We start from the raw sequence: 22,744 nt of genomic DNA on the forward strand, positions 1-22,744 counted from the left end.
TCCGCTTTGGCGGACACCATCGGTGTGGTGGTCAGGCCGCGAGGGCGGCCTCGTAGTCGCCGGGTGTGCGGTAGCCGAGGCTGCTGTGCAGCCTCCGCAAGTTGTACCAGCTCTCGATCCACTCGAATATCTCGGTGCGGGCGGCAGCCCGGCTCGGCCATGTGCGGGTGTCGCCCAGTTCGTTCTTCAGGGTGGAGAAGAAGGACTCGGCCAGCGCGTTGTCCCAGCACTGCCCGGTGCGGCCGACCGAGAGCCGGATATCGAACTCCGAGGCCAAGAGGGCGAATTCACGGCTGGTGTACTGGCAGCCGCGATCCGAGTGGAAGATCACCGGACCGGCCGGGCGACGGGTGTGGCAGGCGGCTCGCAGGGCGTCCGCGACCAGCTCGGTTCGCAGGTGGTCGGCGGTGGCCCAGCCCACGACGCGGCGGGAGGCGATGTCGATGACGGTGGCCATGTAGAGCCAGCCCTCGTCGGTGGCGATGTAGGTGATATCGCCGCACCAGCGGGTGTCGACCGCTGCCGGGTCGGGCTGGAAATCGCGCAGGACCAGGTCGGGACGGGTGGCCGCGTGCGGGTCGGGGATCGTGGTGCGATGCCGTCGCCTGCGATGCCGCCCCGCCAGGCCGGCCTGGCGCATCAGCCTCGCGACTCTTCGACGGCCGCACTCCTCGCCCTGGCGTTTGAGGACCGCGTGGACACGCGGGGCCCCATAGGTGCCCCGAGATTGCTCGTGCACGGCGGTGATCTGCTCGGTCAGCTCAGCATCGCGCACCGCACGGGGACCAGGGGTGCCGGTGCGGCGGGTGTAGAAGGCGGCTCGGGAGACCTTGAGCAGTTCACACGCACGCTTGACGTTGTGACCTGCGGTTTTCTCCGCCTCGATGAACGGGTGCACCGTCACCGGGTCTCCTTCGCGAAGAAAGCCGTCGCACGCTTGAGGATCTCCACGTCCTCCCGCAGCCTGCGGTTCTCCCGCCGCAACGCGGCCAGTTCCTCGCGTTCGCTGCTGGTCAGGCCGTCGCGTTCGCCCGCGTCGACCTCGGCCTGCTTCACCCAGTCCCGCACCGCGGTCTCGGTCAGGTCGAAGTCCTTGGCCACCTGACCGACCGAGCGGTCCCCACGCCGGCACAGCTCGACTATCTCGGCCTTGAACTCCGACGTGAACGAGCGGCGAGGGCGAGGCTTCTTCTTCCCCATGCTCTCCATGATGGACATCATCCTTCCGGGACCGAAGCCCCTGATCACTGATGTCCGTCAAAGCGGATCAAGCCCACGACCAAAGGGGCACTGAAACAGGGGGCCCTGGGCTCGCGCCCCTCCCCCTGTAATCGAACGGCACCGTCGCTCTCCGCGACCGCTCCCCAAGATCTGTGCCAGAACCGAGAACCAGGAACAGTTGTTGCCGCGTTCCAGGAACGGTGATGGGTGGTTGGCGCCACGGATGTTGGCGAGAAGTAGGGACAGTGACGCCAACCTACGAGGGCAGCGTCGTGTCAGGGTTAGTGATCACCCCTTACGATCACGTCAATGTCGACCACACCCTCCATCCCTGTCCTGCGCGGCGGCGGCGCCGTTCTCCGTCACGAGGACGACGCACTGACGCTGCGCCGCAGGGACGAAGAGCTACTCATCCCCCTGCGGGCCATCCGCGACGTCATACCGAACCGTCGTGCCGTATCTGTCAAACTGCGGGTCCCGGCCGGCGGCACGCCCGTTACGTACCGGATCGATGGTGTCAGCGAGGCTGCCGCAGACCTGTTCGCGATGGCGGTGGGCACGGCCCTGGCCGAGTTGCCGGAGCCGGACCCGTCCTTCGATGGCGCGTCGCTCGTGACGACCCGCTCGTTGCGCCCTCCGTCCCTCAGCGCCGGCGCGAAGGCGCAGGACATCGCCTCGCTCGCGATCGCGTTCGGGCCTGGTGTCGTCACGCTCATCCTGACCTGCGTGCTGGTCGTCATGAAGGGAGAGGCGGGCATGCTCCTCCTCGCGGTCCCCGCGGGACTCGTGACCGTGCTCTTCAACGTCGCGAGTGCCGCCGCGACGTACGGGACCTTCCAGATGTGGCTGTTCCCGCGGCACGCCATCACGGTGATGGCCTTGCGCACCCGTCCATACACCGGCAAGGCGGAGGAGTACGCGTACACGGACTCCAGCGGCCAGACCCACAGCTGCTACCGGAGCAACTTCGCGAGCCAGATCGAGATCAGCTAACACCCGGACAGCCCCGGCCACCCGGGCGTTGTCCGTCGCCCCTTCACACGTGTGGCAGCCACCATCGGGACCTTGCTGCTGTGGGCCGTCACGGCGGGCCTCATCTTCGTGGCGATGATGGCCTCCACCACGTGACCACCGTGCGCGCAGTGCAGGACGTCGTGACCGCACGCAGCGACAGGCCGGCCTTTGCGTCACGGCAGGTGGCCGCGTACAGATCGGCTTCGGCAGCACCAGGTCCCTGCGCAGCACGATCATGGTCCCGAAGCAAGCACCGAGGTGTTCTCGAATCTCATCTCAGCGACATCACTCTCCCGCAGAACCGGGCGTTTCTGGCGCTGAGCAACAGACGTTCCTGGAACTTGCCTACAAAGCCAGTCGTGTCGCTGGGTAGACCGTTCGAGGACAGTGAACTCATCGGTACAACCACCCCGCCGGACGATCTACAACACAGACTGCCGCCCACGACCAGCACGAGCACCCCGAAACGAGGTCACGCCACCCCGCTGACCAGCCACTTCAAGATGGCGGAGCTTCTTTGTTCGGGCCTCGGTCAGCATCTTGTCGAGCTGGGCCGGACCACAGGTCTGCTTGTCGACGCCCTCGGGCCGGTCCTTGTTCCACAGGTGCGTCTGCTTCGACTTCGCGCAGCACTCGTTCCACACCCAGCGACACCGGTCCCACTCTGCCGTCAGGGCGGCGAGCGCAGTGGACGACACGCGCACGCGGAAGGTCCACCGGGCATGTCCGGAATCCCCCGCCATCTGCGTCGTCACCATCCCAACAACCTATCCCCGACCAATGACAACAGCCGAAAGCACAGGTCGGACCAGATGCGAACCGACCTCCAGCGCTCCGCGCCTGCGACCCAAGCACCCATTCCTCCCCGGCCCCAAGGCCGCGGCCTCCTGAGAGAATTCCGGTGAAGTGAACGGTGACAGATCCCGCCCGGACCGGTCCAGGGCGGGATTCGGCCGACACGACGACCGGGCGGGTCCGTCCCGCCCGGCAGCCCGGCAGCCCCGGTCGCTCACAGCAGCGCCGTCTCCACCCGGCCGGTGAACCGGCCGCCGACCTGATCGGCGAGCCACACGATGCGGGCGGTGTCCTCGGCGAGCGCGGTGTTCCGCACGTGGACGTGGAGGGGGTGGTCCTCGGACAGCTCGCACTGTTAGAGGTAGCGGGAGTTGACCGAGAGCGTGAGGTACGCGTACTTCTGCGAGACGTACTCCAGCCCGGCCTCGGGCACCTCGGGCCAGGCGTTCAGATCGAACCGGACGGCCGCCGGGTCGGGACACAGCGCGGCGACGAACGGCTCGGCGAGATCGAGCGGGTGGCACAAGTCGAAGACCGAGACCGGCAGGCACCGCACCGGGTCGTCGCCGGCGTCCGACGAGCCGTGCTCCCTTCCGGCCGCGGCCGACCACTTCAGGGCGGGCAGCACCTCGCGCACACGGGCCAGAACCTCCGGCGACCGGATCACCGCCTCGAAGTCGACCTCCCCGCCCGTGGTGTCCGCGATGTCCAGCAGGGTGCGCACGGCGCGCAGCGCCCGCGCCAGGTCCGGTGTCCTCAGGACGGCGGCGGCGTCGGAGTTGCTCACCGCGCCCCCTTTGCGGCGCGGCGGGCGATGGCCCCGGCGATCTTCTCCGCGTCCAGGGCCATCTCCCGGAACATGCCGCTGATGGGGTTGGAGAATCCGGTGAAGTAAAGGCCGCGGGCCTGCTCGGGGGTGCGGGCGCCGTGCGTGCGCGGACGGCCGCGCTCGTCGAGCACCCCGAGGTGGCCGACCAGCCCCTCCAACCCCCGGCGGTAGCCGGTCGCCGCGATCACCGCGTCCGGGGTGATCCGCGAGCCGTCCGCGAGCACCACCTCGGCGCCGTCGAAGGACTCGACGGCGGCCACCGGCTCGACCCTGCCGCTGCGGACCGCGTCGATCAGGCCGACGTCCTGAACCGGTATCGACCCCTGCTTCACCCTGCTGTACAGCCCGGCGGCCGGGCGCGGAAGCCCGTACGCCGACAGGTCCGGTACGGAGACCCCGGCGACGAGCCGACCCACCCGGTCCACGAGCCACACCGGCAGTCGGCGCACCAGGATCCCGCTGCGCTGGGCCGGCCAGCCGGCGGTGGAGCGGCGCATGATGTGCGGCGCGGTGCGCACGGCGAGCCGCACCCGTGCCGCGCCGCCCTCGACGAGGTCGACGGCTATCTCGGCGCCGGTGTTGCCGACGCCGACGACGAGGACGTCCTGGCCGGCGTACGGCCGGGGGTTGCGGTACGCGCGGGCGTGCAGCAGTCGGCCCTCGTACGCGTCCCGGCCCGGCCAGTCGGGCAGCGCCGGCGTGTGGTTGTACCCGGTGGCGATGACGACGGCCGAAGCCGCCAGCTCCCGGCCGCCGCTGGCGTGCAGGGTCCAGCCGCCCTCACCCTCGCCTTCGCCCTCGGGCGCGGCGGGCTCGATCCGGGTCACCTCCACGCCGGTGACCAGCTCCAGCTCGTGGAACTCGGCGTACTTCTCCAGGTAGCGCACGACGTCGTCGCGGGCGACCCAGCGCCCGAAGCGGCGCGGCATGGCCAGGCCCGGGAGGGCGGAGAGCCGGCGCGTGGTGTGCAGGCGCAGCCGGTCGTAGTGCTGCCGCCAGGATGCGCCGACCTCGTCGGACTTCTCGACGACCACCGCACGGACCCCGCGGGCGCGCAGCGCGGCGGCGGCGGCGAGGCCGCCGGGGCCGGCCCCGATGACGTACACGGGGCGGGGGCGGGTGGTCATGTCGGGTGCTGTGGGGTCTCCGGGCATGAGGTGTGATCGTATCGCCACGCTGGGTTGATGGGTCTCGGTCGGGCGGGGAATCGATTGCGGATCGATCACGGGCGCGCACGGTGGCCGCAGGAGCGCGGATCCCCGGCCGGCCGGGGCCTTGCGCGATCGCCCCGGATCCGCTCAACTGACGTACCGTCAGATAGAGCGTGCGCGTCGATCGCGAGAGGGGTGGGGGCCGCCGATGCAGACCATCTGGCTCAGTGGGGCCGAATGGCTCGCCGTGCTCCGGATAGGCCTCGGCCTGTGGTGGCTGGAGAGCTGGCGGCACAAGGACAAGAAGGGCTGGTTCGAGCGCGGCACCGGCATCGCCTGGGCCGCCGACGTCGCCGGCAAACACCGGTGGACCTTCGTCAAGGGCGGCTTCGAGCTGGTCGTCGCACCGCGGCCGAAGGCGATGGCGTACACCGTCGTCTACGCGGAACTCGCCCTCGGGTTGGGCCTCGTACTCGGCTTCCTGACCCCGGTCGCACTGATCGGCGGACTCCTGCTGAACCTGCTCTACCTGGTGCTGATGATCCACGACTGGGCCGAGCAGGGCCAGAACGCGATGATGGCGCTCATCTCCCTCGTCGCGCTCCTCGCCATGTCCTGGCAGACCTGGTCCCTCGACGCGGCGATCGGACTGTTCCCGTGAGCGGCGCGGTCCGGTACGACCTCCCCGAGGCGGACGACTTCACCCGCCCCTACTGGGACGCGGCATCGGAGGGCCGGCTGCTGCTGCGGCGCTGCGCCGACTGCGGGCGGGCGCACCACTACCCGCGCGAGTTCTGCCCGTTCTGCTGGGCGGGCGAGGACCGCGTGACGTGGGAGCCGGCGAGCGGCCGGGCGACCCTCTACACGTGGTCGGTCATCCACCGCAACGACCTCCCGCCGTTCGGTACGCGCGTCCCGTACGCGGCGGCCGTCGTCGACCTCGCCGAGGGCCCGCGGATGATGACCGAGGTGGTGGACTGCGAGGCGGCGGACCTGCGCATCGGCATGCCGCTGACGGTCACCTTCCGCGAGGCCGCGGACGGGGTGCGGGTGGCGGTCTTTCGGCCGGCACCGGACTGAGGGCCCTCCGGGCCGGGGGTCTTCCGGGCCCGGGTCTTCCGGGCGGGGGTCACTCGGGCCGGGGATCAGGGCCAGAGCAGCTCGCGGTCCCAGGACCCGCCCGCGGTACGGGAGTACCGCAGGCGGACGTGCCGGCGCGCGGCGTCCCCCTGGAAGAACTCCACCTCGGTGGGCTCCAGTACGTACCGCGTCCAGGTCGGGGCCGGCGCGTCCGGCTCGACGCCGGCCCGCTCCCAGGCGGCAGCCGAGACCCGCGCCAGCTCCGCCACCGAGCCGAGCACCTCGCTCTGCCGCCCGGTGAGCGCGGCGGCGAGCGCACCCCGCGAGCGGACCGCCAGGTCCGCCCGGCTCTCCTCCGGCCCGCAGGCGGCGACCCGGCCCCGGACGCGGACCTGGCGGCCCACGGTCGGCCAGTAGAACCCGAGGGCGGCCTCCGGGTGCCCGGCCAGCTGCACGCCCTTGGCGCTGGTGGCGTGCGAGGCGAAGTGCCAGCCGCGCGCGTCGACGTCGTGCAGCATCAACGTCCGCACATCGGGCCGCCCGTCCCCGTCCACGGTCGCCAGACCCATCGTGTGCGGCTCCAACTGCCCCGCCCGCGCGGCATGCACGAACCACTCCCGGAACAGAGCAACGGGCTCGGCGGGGGCAGCCTCCGGGTCGAAGTCGGGCAAGGGGGAGTCCCATACGCGCAGGGAGTGCAGGGTGGAGTGGAAGGCGTCGGTGGCGACTTCGCCGGCCCGGCCGGAACCGCTGGTCTCGCTCGTCATGAGGCCTATGGAACCAGGGCGGGCGGGCTTCGGCGGGCGGGGGTCGCCGGGGCGGTATCAGAGTTGTGCATGGGGTTTTCCCGTCAGTCCGATCGTCTCCGGGGCGGGCCGGTCCCTCAAGGGCGCTCCTCCGTCGCGTCGCTTCGCGATGTCGCTGCGCTCCACCCTTGACCGACCGTCCCGCCACGGAGAACCGAAGACTGCCGAGAAACCCCCAAAAGAACGGGCCGGTCCAAGCTTCAGGGACGGGCCGTCGGAGACACCCAGGCAGATACCGGCAGGGCACGGTGCCCAGACGGGACCCACGACAGCCACTTGCCGCGTCGGGGGGAGCGCGTCCGATCGCTACGCGCTCCCCATTGCTCAGCGTCTCCACCCCGTCTCGGGCCGGACATAGGCCGCCCACGACCCGCTGGCGCTCCTCCTGCACGCGTCCGACGGCCGTCCGGGGTTGGTCCCGTCTCTGTCCCTCGTGCGGGCGATGGCGGGTCCATTGCTTTCGAAGTAGTTTCAAAGTCATGAGTGCCGAGAACGCCGCCGTGAACTTCTCCGAGCTGGTCAACAAGAACAAGCAGACTCTGGCTCGGCTCAAGGAGTCACCACGGTTGCTGCTGCACCGTAGGGACGGTGAGGATTTGGTCCTCACCACCGCGGCCAGAGCCGAGCAGGACCAGACCGTGGTCTCGGCCGCCACAAAGATGCTGTCAGCCATGGCGAGGCGAGAGCCCGGCAGCATGGAGTTGCTCCTCGACATACTGCCGGAGGCATTTCCCTGGGTCCGTTTCCTTCCTGAGCCGGACGTCCATGCCTTTGCTGTGGAATTGGTCGACACCATGCGCGCCGCCGACTCGATCGGCAACAACGCGTCCGTCGCTCAGTTGCTCATCGCCTGGCAGCACACGGCCGAGGTGCATTCCGATCCTGTTCTCCTGTCGGCACTGACGACGGACCACGGTGCGGACTACGGCCCCGCATCCGACCCGCTTGACGTCCGTTGACCACAGGACGCGGTGACCGAGCCGCACCTCCGGCACCTGAGGGTCAATGGGATGTCCGCTTCGCCGATGCCGCATCGGCGAAGGGCTGGGAATGTCTCGCCCAGCAAGCACGTGAGAACACGTACCGCGCCTGGGTCATGATGCGCACGGAACCCAGGCCCGCGGTCGAAACATCTCGTCACCACCGTCTCAAGGGAACTCTGTCCCACGGAATTCACCGTGGACAGACGTGTGCGCAGTGGCAGATCGAGGTGACGGGAGGCGGTCGGATTTGGTACCTCGTGGACACGGCTCGTGACACCTGTTGGATCACCTTTGCCGGAACCGGGCACCCACGCGCGACGGACAGCAAGTGACGTGGACAGCCGGTCGGGGTCGTTGAGAAGAGCGTGGCAATCTGAGGCGGCCTATTTCCAGCCCCGGCCGGTCGTCGGACGCAGGTCGAGCGCCGGACCCGAGGCCGTGGGCGGCCTATGTTCGGCCCAAGACGGCCGTCGGACGCTGAGCGGTGACGAGCGCGTAGCGATCGGACGCGCCCACTGACCCGGGCCCGGGTCTGGACGGGCCCCGTCTCTCGGCCGCGGCTCTTCACTCCGGACGGGGACGGGCGTCTCCGACCGCCCCGCCCTGGTCCTTGAACACCCGGCTCGTTCTTTTGGGGGTTTCTCGGCAGTCTTCGGTTCTCCGTGGCGGGACGGTCGGTCAAGGGTGGCCGAAGGCCATCGCGAAGCGACGCGACGAAGGAGCGCCCTTGAGGGACCGGCCCGACACGGAGACGATCGGACTGACGGGAAAACCCCATACGCATCCCTGATGCCGGCCGGGTGGCCCCGCCCCGCCCCGCCCCCGAAGAAATCTTTCGCCCCACCGATGAGTTTTCCTCCCCGACGCAGTCATACGTACGAGACCGCACCACTCCGTACCCCGCCCCGCGCACACACCCGCACGCACCCCCGGAGGGACACGCATCATGGCCGAGACAGTCAAGGGCCCCGCCAGCTACTTCCCCTCGATCGAGAAGAAGTACGGACGTCCGATCGGGGAGTGGCAGGACCTCATCCGGTCCTCGCCGCTGACGAAGCACATGGAGCTCGTCTCGTGGCTCAAGGCCGAGCACGGTCTGGGGCACGGTCACGCCAACGCGCTCGTGGCGCACACCCTCGCCGAGGGCAAGTAAGAGCAAGTAGCCGTCCCGGCAAGACCGCACCCGGGCCGGGGGCCGGTCACCCCCGCCCCAGCAGGACCGTTCCCGACGAGCAGAACCAGCCGCCCGTGCCCGAGGCCAGGGCGACCTCCGGGAGGCGGCCGCCGGCTTTGGTGACCTGGCCGGCCCCCGCCTCGCCGCGGAGTTGGCGGACCGCCTCGACCAGGAGGAACAGGCCGCGCATGCCGGGGTGGCAGGCCGAGAGGCCGCCGCCGTCGGTGTTGACCGGGAGTTCCCCGTCACGCAGCAGGCGGCCCTTCTCCACGAACGCCCCGCCCTCGCCCTTCGCGCAGAAGCCGAGGTCCTCCAGGGTCACCAGGGTCATGTAGGTGAACGCGTCGTAGATCTCCGCGAGGTCCACGTCCGCCGGGGTGAGGCCGGCCCGCTCGAAGGCGATGCGGCCCGAGACCGCCGCCGGGGACACCGTGAAGTCCTCCCACTCCGACATGGTGGTGTGGGAGACGGACGTACCGGCCCCCAAGATCCAGACGGGGGCCTTCGCGGTGTCCGGTACGTAGTCCTCCGCCGCCAGGAGCACCGCGCAGCCGCCGTCCGAGCGGATGCAGCAGTGCAGCTTGGTGAAGGGGTCGGCGATCATGTCCCCGCCGAGCACGTCCTCGACCGTGATCGGGTCGCGGAACATGGCGTCCGGGTTCGTGGCCGCGTTCGCCCGGGCCTGTACGGCCACGGCGGCGAGCTGCTCCAGCGTCGTCCCGTACTCGTGCATGTGGCGACGGGCGGCCATGGCGTACTTGGAGATCAGCGTGTGGCCGTACGGGACCTCGAACTGCAGCGGTCCCCGCGCTCCGAAGGAGAGGTTGGAGGTGCGGCGCCGCGCCTTGATGTCCGCGCGGGCCGTGGAGCCGTAGACCAGGAGCACGGCGTTGGCGTGCCCGGCGGCGATCGCGTCCGCCGCGTGGGCGGCCATGACCTCCCAGGTCGAGCCGCCGACCGAGGTGGAGTCGACCCAGGTGGGGCGCAGACCCAGGTACTCGGCCACCTCGACCGGTGCGAGCGTGCCGAGGCCGGCCGAGGCGAAGCCGTCGATGACGGAACGTTGCAGGCCGGAGTCGGCCAGGGCGCGCCGGGCGGCCTGTGCGTGCAGGGCGTAGGGGGTGGGGCCGTCGACCCGGCCGCAGTCCGAAAGGGCGACGCCGACCACCGCGACCCGCCGGCGGGTGCGAGGTGCGGGGCCGGTCGTGGGTCCTGTCGCGGGGCCTGTCGTGGGGCCGATCGTGGGTCCGGAGAAGGGTCCGGATGTGGGTCCAGGCATGAGGGGACCGTATATCTGACGAAGTGTCAGACGCTAGACCCCGCCGCGCAACCGACTCCCGTAGCCCCCTGTGCATCTGACCCCGTCGGGCCTAACATGACGGCCCGTCAGATACAGCCCAGCTACCGCTGGGAGGTGCCCCCGGGAGGAGCTCGACGATGGATGCCGCCTTCACCGCGGAGCAGGACGAGATGCGCCGTACCCTGCGCGAGATCCTGGGCAAACGCTGCGGCCCCGACGAGGTCAAGGCGGCCGTCCGCACCGCCGCTGGGCACGACCGCGAGCTCTGGCAGCAGCTGGCCCGGCAGCTCGGGCTGCCGGGCATCGCCGTCGCCGAGGAGTACGGCGGCGTCGGCTGCGCCCCCGCCGACCTGGCCCTGGCCTGCGAGGAGACGGGCCGGGCGCTGCTGCCCTCGCCGCTGCTGGCCACCGCCGCGCTGTGCGCGCCCCTGATCGCCGCCCTCGGCACGGACGCCCAGCGCTCCGCGCTGCTCCCGCTGCTGGCGACGGGCGGGTTGACCGCCGCCCTCGCCATCAGCGGCCCGGCGCTGGCCACCGCCCTCGCACTGACCGGGGAGGACGCCGCCGGACAGTGGTCCGGCGGCGGTCGCGCGGGCGGCGTCCAGGCCCGCGCCGTTGCCGCCGCCGCCGATACCACCGCCGCCGATACCGGCGCCGGCTGGCGGCTGTACGGGGAGGTCGCCCAGGTGCTCGACGGTCACAGCGCCGGGCTCCTGTTGGTCGCCGCGCACACCGGCGGCTTCGCGTGCAGCCGCACGCTGCTGTTCCTCGTGCGGGAGGACGCGCCGGGGCTCGTACGGTCCCGGCAGGTCGTCCTGGACGAGACCCGCCCGCAAGCCAGGATCGAACTGCGGGACGTGCCGGCGGAGTTGCTCGGGGTCGAAGGGGTCGAAGGGGCCGAAGGGGTCGATGTGCTCGGCGCGCTCGCCGCCACGGGGCGCACCGCCGCTGCCGTACTGGCCGCCGAGGCGGTCGGCGCGGCCGGTCAGGCGCTGGCCCGCACGGTGGAGTACGTACGCCAGCGCGAGCAGTTCGGCCGGGCGATCGGCTCCTTCCAGGCGGTCAAGCACCGCCTCGCCGACCTGTACGTGCAGGTGCAGGCGGCCCGCTCGGCGGCCTACTACGCCGCCTGGGACCCCGACCAGGGCGGCCTCGCGCTGGCCCAGGCCCTGGAGGCGCTACGGGTGACCGCGGGCGAGGCGATCCAGCTGCACGGCGGCATAGGCTTCACCTGGGAGCACGACGCGCACCTCTACTTCAAGCGGGCGGCGGCCGACGAGCTGCTGTTCGGCCCGGTCCACCGGTTGCGGGCGCACGCCGCCGACCGCGCGGGCCTGTTCGCGGACCCGGCGGCGGCTCCGGCTCCGGCTCCACCAAAACCTCCGTCGAAACCTTCGCCCGAGCCCACACCCCCGCCCGCACAAGAGAAGGTGGCCGTCTGATGGCTCGCGTGGCTCCCGGCGTCAAGCTGATGCAGAAGATCTCCTCGACCGTGCTCTTCGCCAAGATCGCACCGCACTTCATCCCCGCCCTGGACAAGGCGGTGCACAAGTTGACCCGCGGCAAGGTCATCCTCAGCGCCCAGATGCTGCCGGGCGTGATCCTCACCGCCAAGGGTGCCAAGACCGGTGAGCCGCGCACGACCCCGCTCGCCTGCATGCCGGAGGACGGCGGGACGACGTGGATCCTGATCGGCTCCAACTTCGGCCGGCCCGGGCATCCGGCATGGACCGGGAACCTACTCAAGCACCCGGACGCGGACGTGAGTTGGCAAGGTCGGGACATCCCCGTCCGGGCCCGGCTGCTGGCGGGTGAGGAACGCGCGGAGGCGTGGCGGGCGGTGCTGGGGTTCTGGCCGCCCTACGCGACGTACCAGGCGCGCATCGAGCGCGAGATCCGGTTGTTCCGCCTGGAGCGTCGCTGATCGCAGGCGATCGGGCGTGGTCGGCGGGCCCCTGGAGGGCGTCCGGGGGCCGCCGCTACTTCGTCGGCTTCTTGCCCGTGATGCCGAGGTGGACGAGCAGCGCCAGGTTCGGCTTGAGCTCGGCCTGCTTGACGCCCCAGGTCTGGAAGCCCTTCTGGTGCGAGGCGACCGCGGCCAGCATCGCGACCAGCGAACCGGCCATCGCCGCGGGGCTGATGTCCTTGTCGACCTTGCCCTTGGCCTGGAGCTCCTTCATCGATTCGGTGAGGGAGTTGGTGACCGAGTTCAGGATCTTCATGCGGATCTTGTAGAAGCGCTTGTCGCCTTCGGCCGCGCCGAGGTCGACGACCCGCAGGATCGCGTCGTTGCGGCGCCAGAACTCCAGGAAGCCCTCGACGAGTTCCTCGGCGGCGGCCCACCCTGACTTGCCGACCCAGGTCCGGCCCTCGACGAGCGACGTCAACTGTGCGCCCTCGGTGGCCATTTGTTCGGCGATCTCCAGGACGGCGCCCTCGACGTCCGGGAAGTACTGGTAGAAGGTCGCGGGGGAGGTACCGGCCTTGCGGGCGACGTCGATCACTTTGACGTCGCGGTACGGCGAGGAGCTGAGCATCTCGCCGAGGCAGTCGAGCAGCTTCTGCCGCGTCGCCTGGCCGCGCCGGCCGGCGACACGCCCGTCGACGGTGCGTACTTGTCCTGTCATGCCGTCAGCTTACCGAGGGGTGATCGGGGCGCTATTCGGCCGCCTGCAAATGGGGTTACGGGGCCCCTGGCCTGGGCCGAAGGGGCTCCCGGGCGGTAGGGCAGGCGCATTCCGGACGGAAATCGGCCCCCGCGCGCCCCCGGCCGGGCCGTGTCCCCGCGCCACCCCCGCCCCCCGCCCCGGCCCGGGCGTGTCGCCCGGTTCCATGGGATTTCCCCCGAATAGTCTTATCAACAGGCTGTGGACAAGTTTTCGGGCGGATCATGGCTGAGAGGGTTGGGAGGGTACACACCCCCGCACAACGGAAGGAAACGGGCCCATGGCCGCATTCGTGGAAGGCGCCCCCTGCTGGGTGGACGCCTCGCTTCCGGACGTCGAGGGGGGCAAGCGCTTCTACGGTGAGCTCTTCGGATGGACCTTCGCCGACGCTGCGGGCGCCGAGTACGGCCACTACACCCAGGCCTACAGCCGTGGCCGCAACGTCGCCGCCCTCGCCCCCAAGCCCGACGGCCGCATGCCCACCGTCTGGGGGATCTACCTCTACACCACCGACGCCTACGCCTGCGCCCAACGCATCCGCGCCGCCGGCGGCCAGATGGTGATGGACCCGATGCCGGTCGGCCCGTACGGCACCGCGGCGATGGCCGCCGACCCCGGCGGCGCCGTCTTCGGCCTGTGGCAGCCCGGCACCCACCACGGCTTCGAGGCCCAGCAGGAGCCGTACACGTACTGCTGGAGCGAGGTCTACACCCGCGCCCGCGACGCCGTCGACGCCTTCTACGCCAAGGTCTTCGGCTACGTCCCGCAGGACCAGGACGACGCCGGCGTCGAGTACCGCATCTGGTCCCCGCCCGGAACCGCGCCCGGCACGGACACCGCCGTCCTCGGTCGCAGCCTGATCACCGACGCCTTCCCCGAAGCGATGCCCGCGCACTTCCTCGCCTACTTCGCCGTACCGGACTGCGACCGGTCCGTCGCCACGGTGCAGCGGCTCGGCGGCCGGGTCACCGCCGATCCCTTCGACACCCCCTACGGGCGGATCGCGGTCGTCGCCGACAACCAGGGGGCGGTCTTCGGGCTGCTCTCGGAACCCCGTACGCAGCCGGGCGCGCAGCCGGACGCATGACCGGTCGAGTACCCCCCACCCGCCGGGCCGCGGGGCCCGCATCCGGCCCGCATCCGGCCCGCATCGGGCCCGCATCCGGCCCGTGTCCCCCCGGTCCCGGAGGGATCGTCGAGCAGATCACACCACCCCGCTCGACGTGCCGGGGCCGGACCGGGTCCGGGCCTGACAGAATCGGGGTTGCTCGACCCGGGCGGCGCCCGGAGTGAGACGCTGCACGGGGCAGGGCCCCGTGCCGGTGGATGCGGGCCCGCTGAGTGGCCCGTACGGGGAGGTGTGGAGGCGAGTGGTGGAGCAGCTGACGCAGCACGACCCGAGACGGATCGGCCCCTTCGAGGTGCTGGGACGGCTCGGCGCCGGCGGCATGGGGCTGGTCTATCTCGCGCGGTCCGCGTCCGGACGGCGGGTCGCGATCAAGACGGTGCGCACCGAGCTTGCCGAGGACCAGCTCTTCCGGGTCCGCTTCACCCGCGAGGTGGAGGCGGCCCGCGCGGTGTCCGGCTTCTACACCGCGGCCGTGGTCGACGCCGACCCGCGCGCCGCGGTGCCGTGGCTGGCGACCGCCTACGTCCCGGCGCCCTCCCTGGAGGAGATCGTCAACGAGTGCGGGCCCATGCCCGCCCAGGCCGTACGGTGGCTCGCGGCCGGCATCGCCGAGGCCCTGCAGTCCATCCACGGCGCCGGCCTGGTCCACCGCGACCTGAAGCCGTCCAACGTGCTCGTCGTCGAGGACGGCCCGCGCGTGATCGACTTCGGTATCGCGAGCGGGGTTTCCAACACCCGCCTGACCATGACGAACGTCGCCGTCGGCACCCCCGCCTACATGTCGCCCGAGCAGGCCAAGGACTCGCGCAGCGTCAAGGGCGCCAGCGACGTCTTCTCGCTCGGCTCCACCCTCGTCTTCGCCGCCACCGGGCACCCGCCCTACCACGGCGCGAACCCGGTGGAGACGGTCTTCATGCTGCTGCGCGAGGGCCCCAACCTGGAGGGCCTCCCGGCCGAGCTGCGGCCGCTGATCGACTCCTGCATGCAGATGGACGCCACGCTCCGGCCCACCCCGGCCGACCTGCAGGCGCAGCTCGCCCCGCACCTGTTCGACGGCGGCGACGACAGCGGCACCGCCTCGGCGTGGCTGCCCGCCAGGGCCGTCGCGATGATCGAGGCACGGCGTGCGGGGCACCGTACGCCGCCCGCGCCGCTCCCCGCATTGCCGGCGCCCGGATCGGGCTCCGGGGGCCGCGGGGCGGCCGCCGAGGCCGTCACGCACCGGCGTCCGCGCGGGGCCGACTCCTGGGTGGACCCGCGGACCGGCCAGGCCGTCCCGCAGCGCCCGCACCACCCGCCGAGGTCTCCGGTGCCCTCGGGCGAGCCGGTCCGCCTGGGCGGCTCGCCGGTGCCGATCGGGCCCGGGCCGCGCGCGACCGCCGCGGCCCCGGCCGCACACGCCTCCCCGGCCGCCGCGGACTCGGCGACCGGCTGGATCCGCCCGCCCGGCGGGTCGGTGGCCACCCCGTCGGCGGTGCAGCCCGTACCGAGCCCCGGTCCGGCCCCGGACAGCGGCCGCTGGCGGCCGTGGCGCTTCCGCATGTCCAACGAGGTGTGGGGCACGCCGACCGTTGCCGGGAACCTGCTGTACGTGACCTCCTTCGAGGTCCACGCCCTGGACGTGGCGAGCGGCCGGCGCCAGTTCAAGACCCGCGACGTCGCCTGGTCCATGGCGGTCGCCGACGGCCGGATCCACGCCTCCGACGGCCCGTCCCTCTACGCGCTCGACGCCGGCGACGGCTCCGAGCGGTGGCGGCTGTCCACCGACGCCTGGGTGTACGCCCTGCGCGCCGAGCGCGGCACCGTCGTCACCGCCAGCCGCGGCGGCGGCGTACAGGGCCGGGAGGCCTCCACCGGCCACAAGCTGTGGGAGCTGACCGGCGCGCAGAGCGACTTCGAGACCCCGGAGGCGGCCCCCGTCCTCCACGACGGCACGGTGTACGTGTGGCAGGACGCCCGGCTGCGCGCCCTGGACGCCCGCACCGGCCGCGAGTCCTGGTCCTACCCGATCGGTGACGCGGCCTCCTGCGGGAACGTGCCCGTACGGGTCACTCCGGCCGCGGACGGCAACGTGTACGTCGCGGCCGGCACCCGGGTCATTTCGGTGGACCGGGCCTCGGGCCGGGTCCGCTGGCACTTCGAGGCTCCCGCGGTCTTCCTGGCGCCCCCGGCCTTCGCGCCCGGCGCGGCCATCACGGGCGGCGGGGTCTACCTCGTCGACTACCTGGGCACGGTCTACGCCCTCGACGCGGCCACCGGTCAGGACCGCTGGCGGATCGCGACCGAGGGACGGCAGTCCCCGGACCCGGTGGTGGTCGCGAACGGCAACGTCCACCTGGGCGCGGGCAGCGCCCTGTACACGCTCGACGCGGTCACCGGCACCCCGAAGTGGCGGTTCGCGGCGGGCGGCGAGATCACCGGCCTGCCGGCGGTCGCGGACGGCCGGGTGCACTTCGGTTCGGCCGACCACTGCCTGTACACCCTGGACGCGGCGGGCGGCCAGCTGCGCTGGAAGCTGGCCACGGGCGGCGAGATCACGGGCGCCCCGGTGGCGGAGGCGGGCGTGGTCTACGCATGCAGCAAGGACCGCTGCGTGTACGCCCTGGACGCGGCGAAGGGGACGGGCACCCGTACGAGCGGCTGACCTGCCCGGAGGCGGGGCTGCGGCCCCGCCGGGTAGCGCACCGCACCGGGAGTGACAGGATGGACCCCATGAGCAACGTCTACTTCGACATCACCATCAACGGCGCCCCCGCCGGCCGCATCGTCTTCAGCCTCTTCGACGAGGTCGTCCCGAAGACGGCGCGCAACTTCCGTGAGCTGGCCACCGGCCAGAACGGCTACGGCTACGCCGGCTCGGGCTTCCACCGCGTCATCCCCCAGTTCATGCTGCAGGGCGGTGACTTCACCAACCACAACGGCACCGGCGGCAAGTCCATCTACGGCGAGAAGTTCGAGGACGAGAACTTCCAGCTGAAGCACGACCGCCCGTACCTGCTGTCGATGGCGAACGCCGGCCGCAACACCAACGGCTCGCAGTTCTTCATCACCACCGTCGTCACCTCGTGGCTCGACGGCAAGCACGTCGTCTTCGGCGAGGTCGTCGAGGGCCAGGAGCTCGTGGATCAGATCGAGGCCCTGGGCTCCCAGTCCGGCGCCCCCAAGGGCAAGGTCGAGATCTCGGCCTCCGGCGTCGTCGACGCCGCCTGATCCCCACCCCGCCCCACCGGCCGGTCGGCCCCGCCCCCTCTCGGGGGCCGGGGCCGCCGCCGTTTCCGGGCCGGGCCTGACGCACCGCACCGCGTGCCGTGCGTCGGGCGGACGTCACAGGTCGTTCGCGGTGCCGTCGATCGCCGGCCCGCAGTCCTCGGGGAGGTGCGCGGCGATCAGGCGGTAGGCCTCCTCTGCCGTCTCCGTCACGCCGAGCAGCGTGTTGTCGGACTGCCGGCGCACGCGGTAGCCGCCGCTGGCCTGCGGGAAGGCGGTACCGATGTCCCGGGTCCACGGGAACTGGATGCAACGGCTGAGGTACAGCACGCCGTGGCTGACGGCGGGGAACAGTTCCCGCAGTGCCGCATGGCTGTGTGCGGCCCGCGGCACGGCGGGATCGACCCGGTCAGGGCCGTAGGCGAGGACGGTCCGCCATGCGGTCGCCACGATCTCCGCTGCGGTCGGCGGGGCTTCATCGTTCGTCATGCGGTGACATCACTTCTTCTTGTGTAGCAGCGACAGGTCCGGGGTGATCTCCGGGATATCCGGTTTGGGTACGTGGATCCGCTGGTTCTCGGAGTACCAGTGGATCTCCTCCCAAGGGCGTCCGGGGCGTTCGTGGTCGGCATCGCCCCAGGCGGCTGCGCCGTCGTGCTGCGTGACGGCGAGAGCGACCTGGCTCATCTCCCAAGCCGTTCCGTCGCCGCGGCCCGGGTAGTTGTCTTCGTGCCGGCTGTTGAATTGTGCGCCGTGCTTGGCCGCCGTCTGGAACGCGTCCACGATGTCCTCGGGCGTGTTCCAGTTGCCCACCTGGCCGGAGCTGTTCGGCATGCCGTCAAGGGTGATCGACAACGTCGTGCCCCGATCGTTGACGGCGCTCATGACGTTGGTCATCCATACCGGACCGCCTGCCTCCTGCCCCGAGTAGGCGGAACCGTTGTAGGTGTGGGCGCCCTGATCCCGCGGTCTGGCCGGGTCGTGGTAATCCGGGTCGTTCGGGTCGTTCCGCAGGTACCTGGCGAGACTGTCGGACTGGTCGTGCGGGGCGACGTTCGCGCCCAGGACCACGCTGTGCCGGTTCTCCTTGTTCTTGCTGTGCGGGCACATCGCCAGGCCCAGCGGGTCGATCCACGTCGTTGGGTTGTCGACGTACGCGAACGCGTTGGGTGCCGGGGTCAGACCGAGGGGGTCCGGGGAGACGTACCGGCCGGAAGCCGGGTCGTAGTGGCGGTGGCGGTTGTAGTGGAGTTGGGACTCCGGGTCGAAGTACTGGCCCGGAAAGCGGAGGGGGGTGTAGGCCGTCGCGTCGCGGTTCCAGGTGGTGACGCCCCAGAGCGTGGCGCGAGTGTGCCAGGCCACCTCGCCCTGCTCGTCGACGAGCTCGCGAGGGGTTCCGATCAGATCCGTGGCGATGGCGAAGAAGCGGCTGTCGATCTCCGCCTGGTCGAGGAGGCGGCGTTCCACCTGGGTGACCGGCTTCACGCCGTCGTGGTCCCACGTCAGCGCGACGGCCTCTCGGGAGCCGTGGGTGCGGGTCACCTGCTCGATGAGGGTGTCGCCGTCCCAGGTGAAGGTCACTTCGTCGGTGACCGACGCCCCGTCCGGCGCCAGGCGCTGCTTCGCGACGCGGCGGCCCAGCGCGTCGTACAGGTACCGCCAGCGGGTGCCGTCCGGCGTGGTGACCGAGACGAGGCGGTCCTCCGCGTCCCAGCCGTAGCGCCAGGTGTCTGGTTTGCGCGAGAGGCGGCGCTTCTGCCGCAGGACCACCCGCCCCTGTGCGTCGTGTTCGTAGCGGACCGAGCCCGCCCCGGTGAGGCGGGTGCCCACGTAGGTGCGGGGCCCTGCAGCGCTGTCGTCCGCAGGCCAGGAGGCCTCGGTCTGGTTGCCGGACTCGTCGTAGGCGTACCGCTCGCTCCAGTTCGCGGCGGTCACACCCGTGATCCGGCCCTCGCGGGTCAGATCGAACCGGCGTCGGCCGGCGAGGTGGTCGTCGACCGAGGTCAGATGGCCGTCCGGGCGGTAGCCGTAGACGCGGTGCTGGACGGTCCGGTCGCCGGCGACCCGGACGCGTTGGTCGGTGAGGCGCCCCTGGTCGTCGTACGCATGGTCGATGGTGAGCGTTTCGCCGATGCGGCGCGTGGTCTCGCGTCCCGTCCCGTCGAACTCGAAGGTCACCTGGCGGCCCGAGGCGTTGAGCAGCGCGCTGCGGTCGGCGGGGAAGGTCCAGGAGCTGACCGCCCCGCTCGGCGTGGTGCGACCGACGCGGCGGCCGGCCTCGTCGTGGGTGTGGCTGAGCTCTCGGCCGTTGCACAGCTCGCGCACGACCCGCCCCGAGTCGTCCCGTGTGAACAGGATCTCGGCATCCGGGCCCGCTGCCCGGGCCAAGCGGCCGGACGCGGCGTAGGCGAAGTGGGTGAGTGCGCCCTCGGCGTCCTTGGTCACCACCCGGCCGACGGCGTCGCGTTCGTACCGGACCATCTGACCGCAGCCGTTGGTGCGGCTGGCCAACTGTCCGTTCGCGTCGTGGGTGTAGCGCAGGACGCGGCCGTCGAAGTCCGTTTCGGACGTGAGGCGTCCGGCTGCGTCGTGCGTGTAGCTCCACGACGAGCCGGCCGGGTCGGTGACCTGGGTGAGGCGCAGTTCGGTGTCGTACGCGAAGGAGTGGCGAGCTCCGTCCGGTGTGGTGCGGGCCGTGACCAGGTCGAAGTGGGTGTACTCGAAGCGGGACTCGCCGCCCACGGCGTCGACGTGGGTCAGGCAGTTTCCCTCGCCGTCGTACGTCCAGGACCGGGTGGAGCCGTCGGGGTCGGTGCGCCGGGCCAGTTCGCCCTCGACCGTCCACTCCAGCCGTGTGGTGCGGCCGTCCGGCCCGGAGATCAGGATCGGGCGGCCGAAGGCGTCCCGCTCGTAGCGGGTGACCGTGCCCAGCGGACCCCGGACGGCCAGGGGGAGGCCGGCGGCATCGCAGAGCAGGCGGTCCGACGTGCCGCCGGAATCGTCCATGCCGGTCAGGTGGCCCGACGCATTGTGGGTGAGCCGGGTCGCCGTGCCGTTCGGGCGGGTGAAGAGGGTCGGGTTCCCGCGGTCGTCGTACTCCTGGTGCGACGTCGAGCCGTCGGGGCCGGTGACGGAGGTCAGCTGGTGCCGGTCGTTGTACTCGACCGTGGCCGTGCTGCCGTCCGGGTGGTCGATGCGTACGAGGTCGCCACGTCCGTCGTAGGTGTAGGTCGTGGTCCGGCCGAGCGGATCGGTCTGGGCGAGCAGGCGGTCGTACGGGTCCCAGAGCCGACGGACGGTGTGGCCGAGCGGGTTGGTCTCGGCGATGACCTGGAGGTGGTCGTTGAACCGGAAGACGGTGGCTGCACCGGTGGAGTCGGTGTACCGGGTGGTCCCGGATGCGGTGTCGTACGCGAAGGTGGAGGAGAGGAAGCCGTCGGGGCCGATGGTGCGTACGACCCGGCCGGTGGTGTCGTAGACGTAGCGGAAGGTGGAGTCGTTGCGGTCGGTCCAGGACGTGACGCGGGCGTCCTCGTCGTAGGTCAGACGCTGGGCCAGTCCGGAGGAGTTGGCGACGGCGGCCAGGTTGCCGGACTCGTCGTAGCCGTACGTCATGACGGTGACGGGCCCGTCACCGGTGCGCAGGTCCATGGCGGTGACCCGCTGGTCGTCCGTGGCGAGCCGGACGGTGTAGCCGCCGCTGTGGGAGACGGTGGTGGGGGCTCCGTCGCCGGCGCGGGCGAAGGAGATGACGTTGTCGTTGCGGTCCTCGATCGTCGTCAGCCAGTACGCCGCGGAGGTGCGGTACGGGCTTCCGGTGAAGGACTTCGTCAGCCCGGACCGGGTGTCGGTGACCGTGTAGGTCGTCTCGCCGTCGTGCTGGCCGTCGTGGGCGAGGGCGAGCCGCGGGCCCTCGAGCGGCAGGACCGGGTCGCCGCCCGCCTGTGGGAGCCGGGGGTAGACGAGGAGGGAGCCGTCTTCGCGGGCCCAGATCAGGCCGCCGCCGAGCGGGTCGTCCTCCAGCCGCTCGTCGAGGGTGGAGGCCCAGCTGCGGCCGAACCACTGGCCGTAGCGGTATTCGGACAGGTGCGTGCGCTTGAGGACGAGCGGGAGGGTGCCGGGCAGTGCGAGGTCCGTCTGCGGCAGCGTCATCTCGCCGGTGACGACATCGATCGGATCGTTCTCGCACCGCTTCTTGTCCAGCGAGATGCCGTTGCGGCGGGGCTCGTCCTTGGCCTTGCCCAAGGAATCGGGCTTCGTGCGGCTGCTCGCGTCCTTGCCGCCTGCGGCGTCGCCCTTGGCGTACTTGTGGTCCCCGGCCCTGCCGTCGCCGGAGCCCTTGCCCTTCAGCCGGTTGAAGTCGTCGTGGAGGGCCTGGTCGTTCTTCTTGTGGTCGGTGGAGATCTGCTTGACGGCTTTGGGGAGGGTCGTTCCCACGTGGTCGCCCATGGCCTTGGTGGCTTTGGTGAGGGCTGCCAGGGCCTTGTCCGCGACGGGGTCGATGGCCTGGGCTATGGAGTCGCGCCCTCGGGTGCGGCCGTGGTGTGACTTGGCCTTGGTCAGCTTCGAGCTGGTCTTGCCGTGGATGCCGGTGCTGACCGTGTTGAGGCTGGTCCCGGCACGGTCGTGCTCGGAGTGCTCGATGTACAGGTCGACCAGGCCGGTACCGCCACCGCCGCCACCGCCGCCACCGCCCGCGGAGGCGAGGTGGAGGGATTCCTTGCCGGACTGGACGCCTTCCTTGAAGCCGTCCTTGCCTGCGTCCTTGGCCTGGTCGAGGTCCACGCCGTCCTGGAAGCCGAGTGCCATGGAGCCGAGTTGGACGACGAGGTCGGCGGCCATGCCTTCCAGGGCGGCGACGGCCGGCTCGGTCATGGCCGAGACGATGTAGCCGACGGCCTCCTCCATGCACTCCTTGATGAGGCGCTTGATGACTTCCTGGGTGGCGCGCATGGCACCGGCCCCGATCAGCATCGACAGGCCGCCGGTGACGGGTATGAGGGAGAGCGCGATGCCCGCTTCGGCGGCCAGGTAGCCGAGCTGCACCAGGGCGGCGGACTTCATGGCGACCACGGCGTCGGCGGCCAGGTCCATGGCCCCGGCGATGGTGCGGGCCGCGGACGCGAGGTCCTTGAAGTGCTTGGTCTTTACGGTGTTCCAGTGCTTGTTGAGGGCCTCGATCGACTCGCCCTTGCTCGCGGAGAGCAGGCGTTCGACGTGGTTGTTCGCGAGCTGGCCGTCGTCCAGCAGGTCCTCGGCGAACTCGCGGAGCGAGTCCGCCATGTCCCGGTAGGCGTCCTCGTCCACGTTCGGCCAGGCCACACCGATCAGATCCAGCAGGGTGTCCGCCCAGTCCGGCACCGTGACAGACATGCTCCCGCACCCCCGT

The 22,744-nt window shown here is 71.2% G+C and carries 20 protein-coding genes; 10 read left to right on the plus strand and 10 right to left on the minus strand.

The features are described 5' to 3' along the window. Positions 1–31 precede the first annotated feature (31 nt). Positions 32–904, minus strand: a complete 873-nt coding sequence (locus tag OG207_RS24650; protein WP_329100886.1) for an IS3 family transposase — start codon at positions 902–904, stop codon at positions 32–34. Continuing rightward, positions 901–1,209, minus strand: coding sequence for a transposase (locus OG207_RS24655; RefSeq protein ID WP_179178532.1), 309 nt, complete (start codon positions 1,207–1,209; stop codon positions 901–903). Before OG207_RS24655 ends, OG207_RS24650 begins: the two co-directional genes overlap by 4 nt. Before the next feature lie 321 nt (positions 1,210–1,530). Here OG207_RS24655 and OG207_RS24660 point away from each other — a divergent pair, with 321 nt between their 5' ends. Then, complete coding sequence (locus tag OG207_RS24660) at positions 1,531–2,214, plus strand: hypothetical protein (RefSeq protein ID WP_329100888.1); 684 nt, start codon at positions 1,531–1,533, stop codon at positions 2,212–2,214. A 443-nt stretch (positions 2,215–2,657) separates the two neighbouring features. On the opposite strand, the gene OG207_RS24665 is transcribed toward OG207_RS24660, so the two are convergent. The 3 genes from OG207_RS24665 to OG207_RS24675 all read right to left on the minus strand — a co-directional run bounded on the left by OG207_RS24665 (position 2,658) and on the right by OG207_RS24675 (position 5,013). Continuing rightward, on the minus strand, positions 2,658–2,993 hold the full coding sequence (locus OG207_RS24665) for a hypothetical protein (RefSeq protein ID WP_402696943.1): 336 nt from the start codon (positions 2,991–2,993) through the stop codon (positions 2,658–2,660). A 392-nt stretch (positions 2,994–3,385) separates the two neighbouring features. Continuing rightward, a complete protein-coding gene (locus tag OG207_RS24670) occupies positions 3,386–3,817 on the minus strand; it encodes a hypothetical protein (protein ID WP_329100891.1) in 432 nt (143 codons plus the stop codon). Further along, the gene (locus OG207_RS24675) at positions 3,814–5,013 is read right to left on the minus strand and encodes a flavin-containing monooxygenase (RefSeq protein WP_329100893.1); all 1,200 of its coding nucleotides are present in this window, start codon (positions 5,011–5,013) and stop codon (positions 3,814–3,816) included. Before OG207_RS24675 ends, OG207_RS24670 begins: the two co-directional genes overlap by 4 nt. A 205-nt stretch (positions 5,014–5,218) precedes the next feature. Between OG207_RS24675 and OG207_RS24680 the strand changes: the two genes are divergently transcribed. Continuing rightward, positions 5,219–5,671, plus strand: coding sequence for a DoxX family protein (locus OG207_RS24680; RefSeq protein ID WP_329100895.1), 453 nt, complete (start codon positions 5,219–5,221; stop codon positions 5,669–5,671). Then, positions 5,635–6,090, plus strand: coding sequence for a Zn-ribbon domain-containing OB-fold protein (locus OG207_RS24685; protein ID WP_402696971.1), 456 nt, complete (start codon positions 5,635–5,637; stop codon positions 6,088–6,090). The genes OG207_RS24680 and OG207_RS24685 overlap by 37 nt, the downstream gene beginning before the upstream one ends. 65 nt (positions 6,091–6,155) lie before the next feature. Here OG207_RS24685 and OG207_RS24690 read toward each other — a convergent pair whose 3' ends face one another. Then, positions 6,156–6,857: a pyridoxine/pyridoxamine 5'-phosphate oxidase gene (locus OG207_RS24690; protein WP_329100900.1), complete on the minus strand. Its 702-nt coding sequence runs from the start codon at positions 6,855–6,857 to the stop codon at positions 6,156–6,158. Positions 6,858–7,375: 518 nt separating this feature from the next. Between OG207_RS24690 and OG207_RS24695 the strand changes: the two genes are divergently transcribed. Both OG207_RS24695 and OG207_RS24700 read left to right on the plus strand, forming a co-directional pair. Beyond that, positions 7,376–7,855, plus strand: a complete 480-nt coding sequence (locus OG207_RS24695) for a hypothetical protein (protein WP_329100901.1) — start codon at positions 7,376–7,378, stop codon at positions 7,853–7,855. Positions 7,856–8,825: 970 nt separating this feature from the next. Next, positions 8,826–9,032, plus strand: coding sequence for a DUF4287 domain-containing protein (locus OG207_RS24700; RefSeq protein ID WP_327384749.1), 207 nt, complete (start codon positions 8,826–8,828; stop codon positions 9,030–9,032). Between the two features lie 46 nt (positions 9,033–9,078). Here OG207_RS24700 and OG207_RS24705 read toward each other — a convergent pair whose 3' ends face one another. After that, entirely contained in the window at positions 9,079–10,332 is a 1,254-nt protein-coding gene (locus OG207_RS24705) for a thiolase C-terminal domain-containing protein (RefSeq protein WP_329100904.1), read from the minus strand. 158 nt (positions 10,333–10,490) lie between these two features. Between OG207_RS24705 and OG207_RS24710 the strand changes: the two genes are divergently transcribed. Beyond that, entirely contained in the window at positions 10,491–11,795 is a 1,305-nt protein-coding gene (locus OG207_RS24710; RefSeq protein ID WP_329100905.1) for an acyl-CoA dehydrogenase family protein, read from the plus strand. After that, positions 11,795–12,277 carry a nitroreductase family deazaflavin-dependent oxidoreductase gene (locus OG207_RS24715; RefSeq protein ID WP_329100907.1) on the plus strand — a complete coding sequence of 161 codons (483 nt, stop codon included), beginning with the start codon at positions 11,795–11,797 and terminating at the stop codon, positions 12,275–12,277. Before OG207_RS24710 ends, OG207_RS24715 begins: the two co-directional genes overlap by 1 nt. A 55-nt stretch (positions 12,278–12,332) precedes the next feature. On the opposite strand, the gene OG207_RS24720 is transcribed toward OG207_RS24715, so the two are convergent. Beyond that, the gene (locus OG207_RS24720; RefSeq protein ID WP_189971482.1) at positions 12,333–12,980 is read right to left on the minus strand and encodes a TetR family transcriptional regulator; all 648 of its coding nucleotides are present in this window, start codon (positions 12,978–12,980) and stop codon (positions 12,333–12,335) included. A 319-nt stretch (positions 12,981–13,299) separates the two neighbouring features. Here OG207_RS24720 and OG207_RS24725 point away from each other — a divergent pair, with 319 nt between their 5' ends. The 3 genes from OG207_RS24725 to OG207_RS24735 all read left to right on the plus strand — a co-directional run bounded on the left by OG207_RS24725 (position 13,300) and on the right by OG207_RS24735 (position 17,358). Beyond that, positions 13,300–14,106 carry a VOC family protein gene (locus tag OG207_RS24725; RefSeq protein WP_329100912.1) on the plus strand — a complete coding sequence of 269 codons (807 nt, stop codon included), beginning with the start codon at positions 13,300–13,302 and terminating at the stop codon, positions 14,104–14,106. Between the two features lie 283 nt (positions 14,107–14,389). Next, entirely contained in the window at positions 14,390–16,792 is a 2,403-nt protein-coding gene (locus OG207_RS24730) for a serine/threonine-protein kinase (RefSeq protein ID WP_329100914.1), read from the plus strand. 68 nt (positions 16,793–16,860) lie between these two features. Beyond that, positions 16,861–17,358: a peptidylprolyl isomerase gene (locus OG207_RS24735; RefSeq protein ID WP_329100916.1), complete on the plus strand. Its 498-nt coding sequence runs from the start codon at positions 16,861–16,863 to the stop codon at positions 17,356–17,358. Between the two features lie 114 nt (positions 17,359–17,472). On the opposite strand, the gene OG207_RS24740 is transcribed toward OG207_RS24735, so the two are convergent. Together OG207_RS24740 and OG207_RS24745 are read right to left on the minus strand one after the other, a co-directional pair. Next, positions 17,473–17,844 (minus strand): DUF6193 family natural product biosynthesis protein, encoded by a 372-nt coding sequence (locus tag OG207_RS24740; RefSeq protein ID WP_329100918.1) that lies wholly within the window; start codon positions 17,842–17,844, stop codon positions 17,473–17,475. 9 nt (positions 17,845–17,853) lie between these two features. Next, the gene (locus OG207_RS24745; RefSeq protein ID WP_329100921.1) at positions 17,854–22,728 is read right to left on the minus strand and encodes an RHS repeat-associated core domain-containing protein; all 4,875 of its coding nucleotides are present in this window, start codon (positions 22,726–22,728) and stop codon (positions 17,854–17,856) included. Between the last annotated feature and the right edge of the window lie 16 nt (positions 22,729–22,744).

It is taken from the genome of Streptomyces sp. NBC_01439 (assembly GCF_036227605.1).
Lineage (GTDB): Bacteria > Actinomycetota > Actinomycetes > Streptomycetales > Streptomycetaceae > Streptomyces.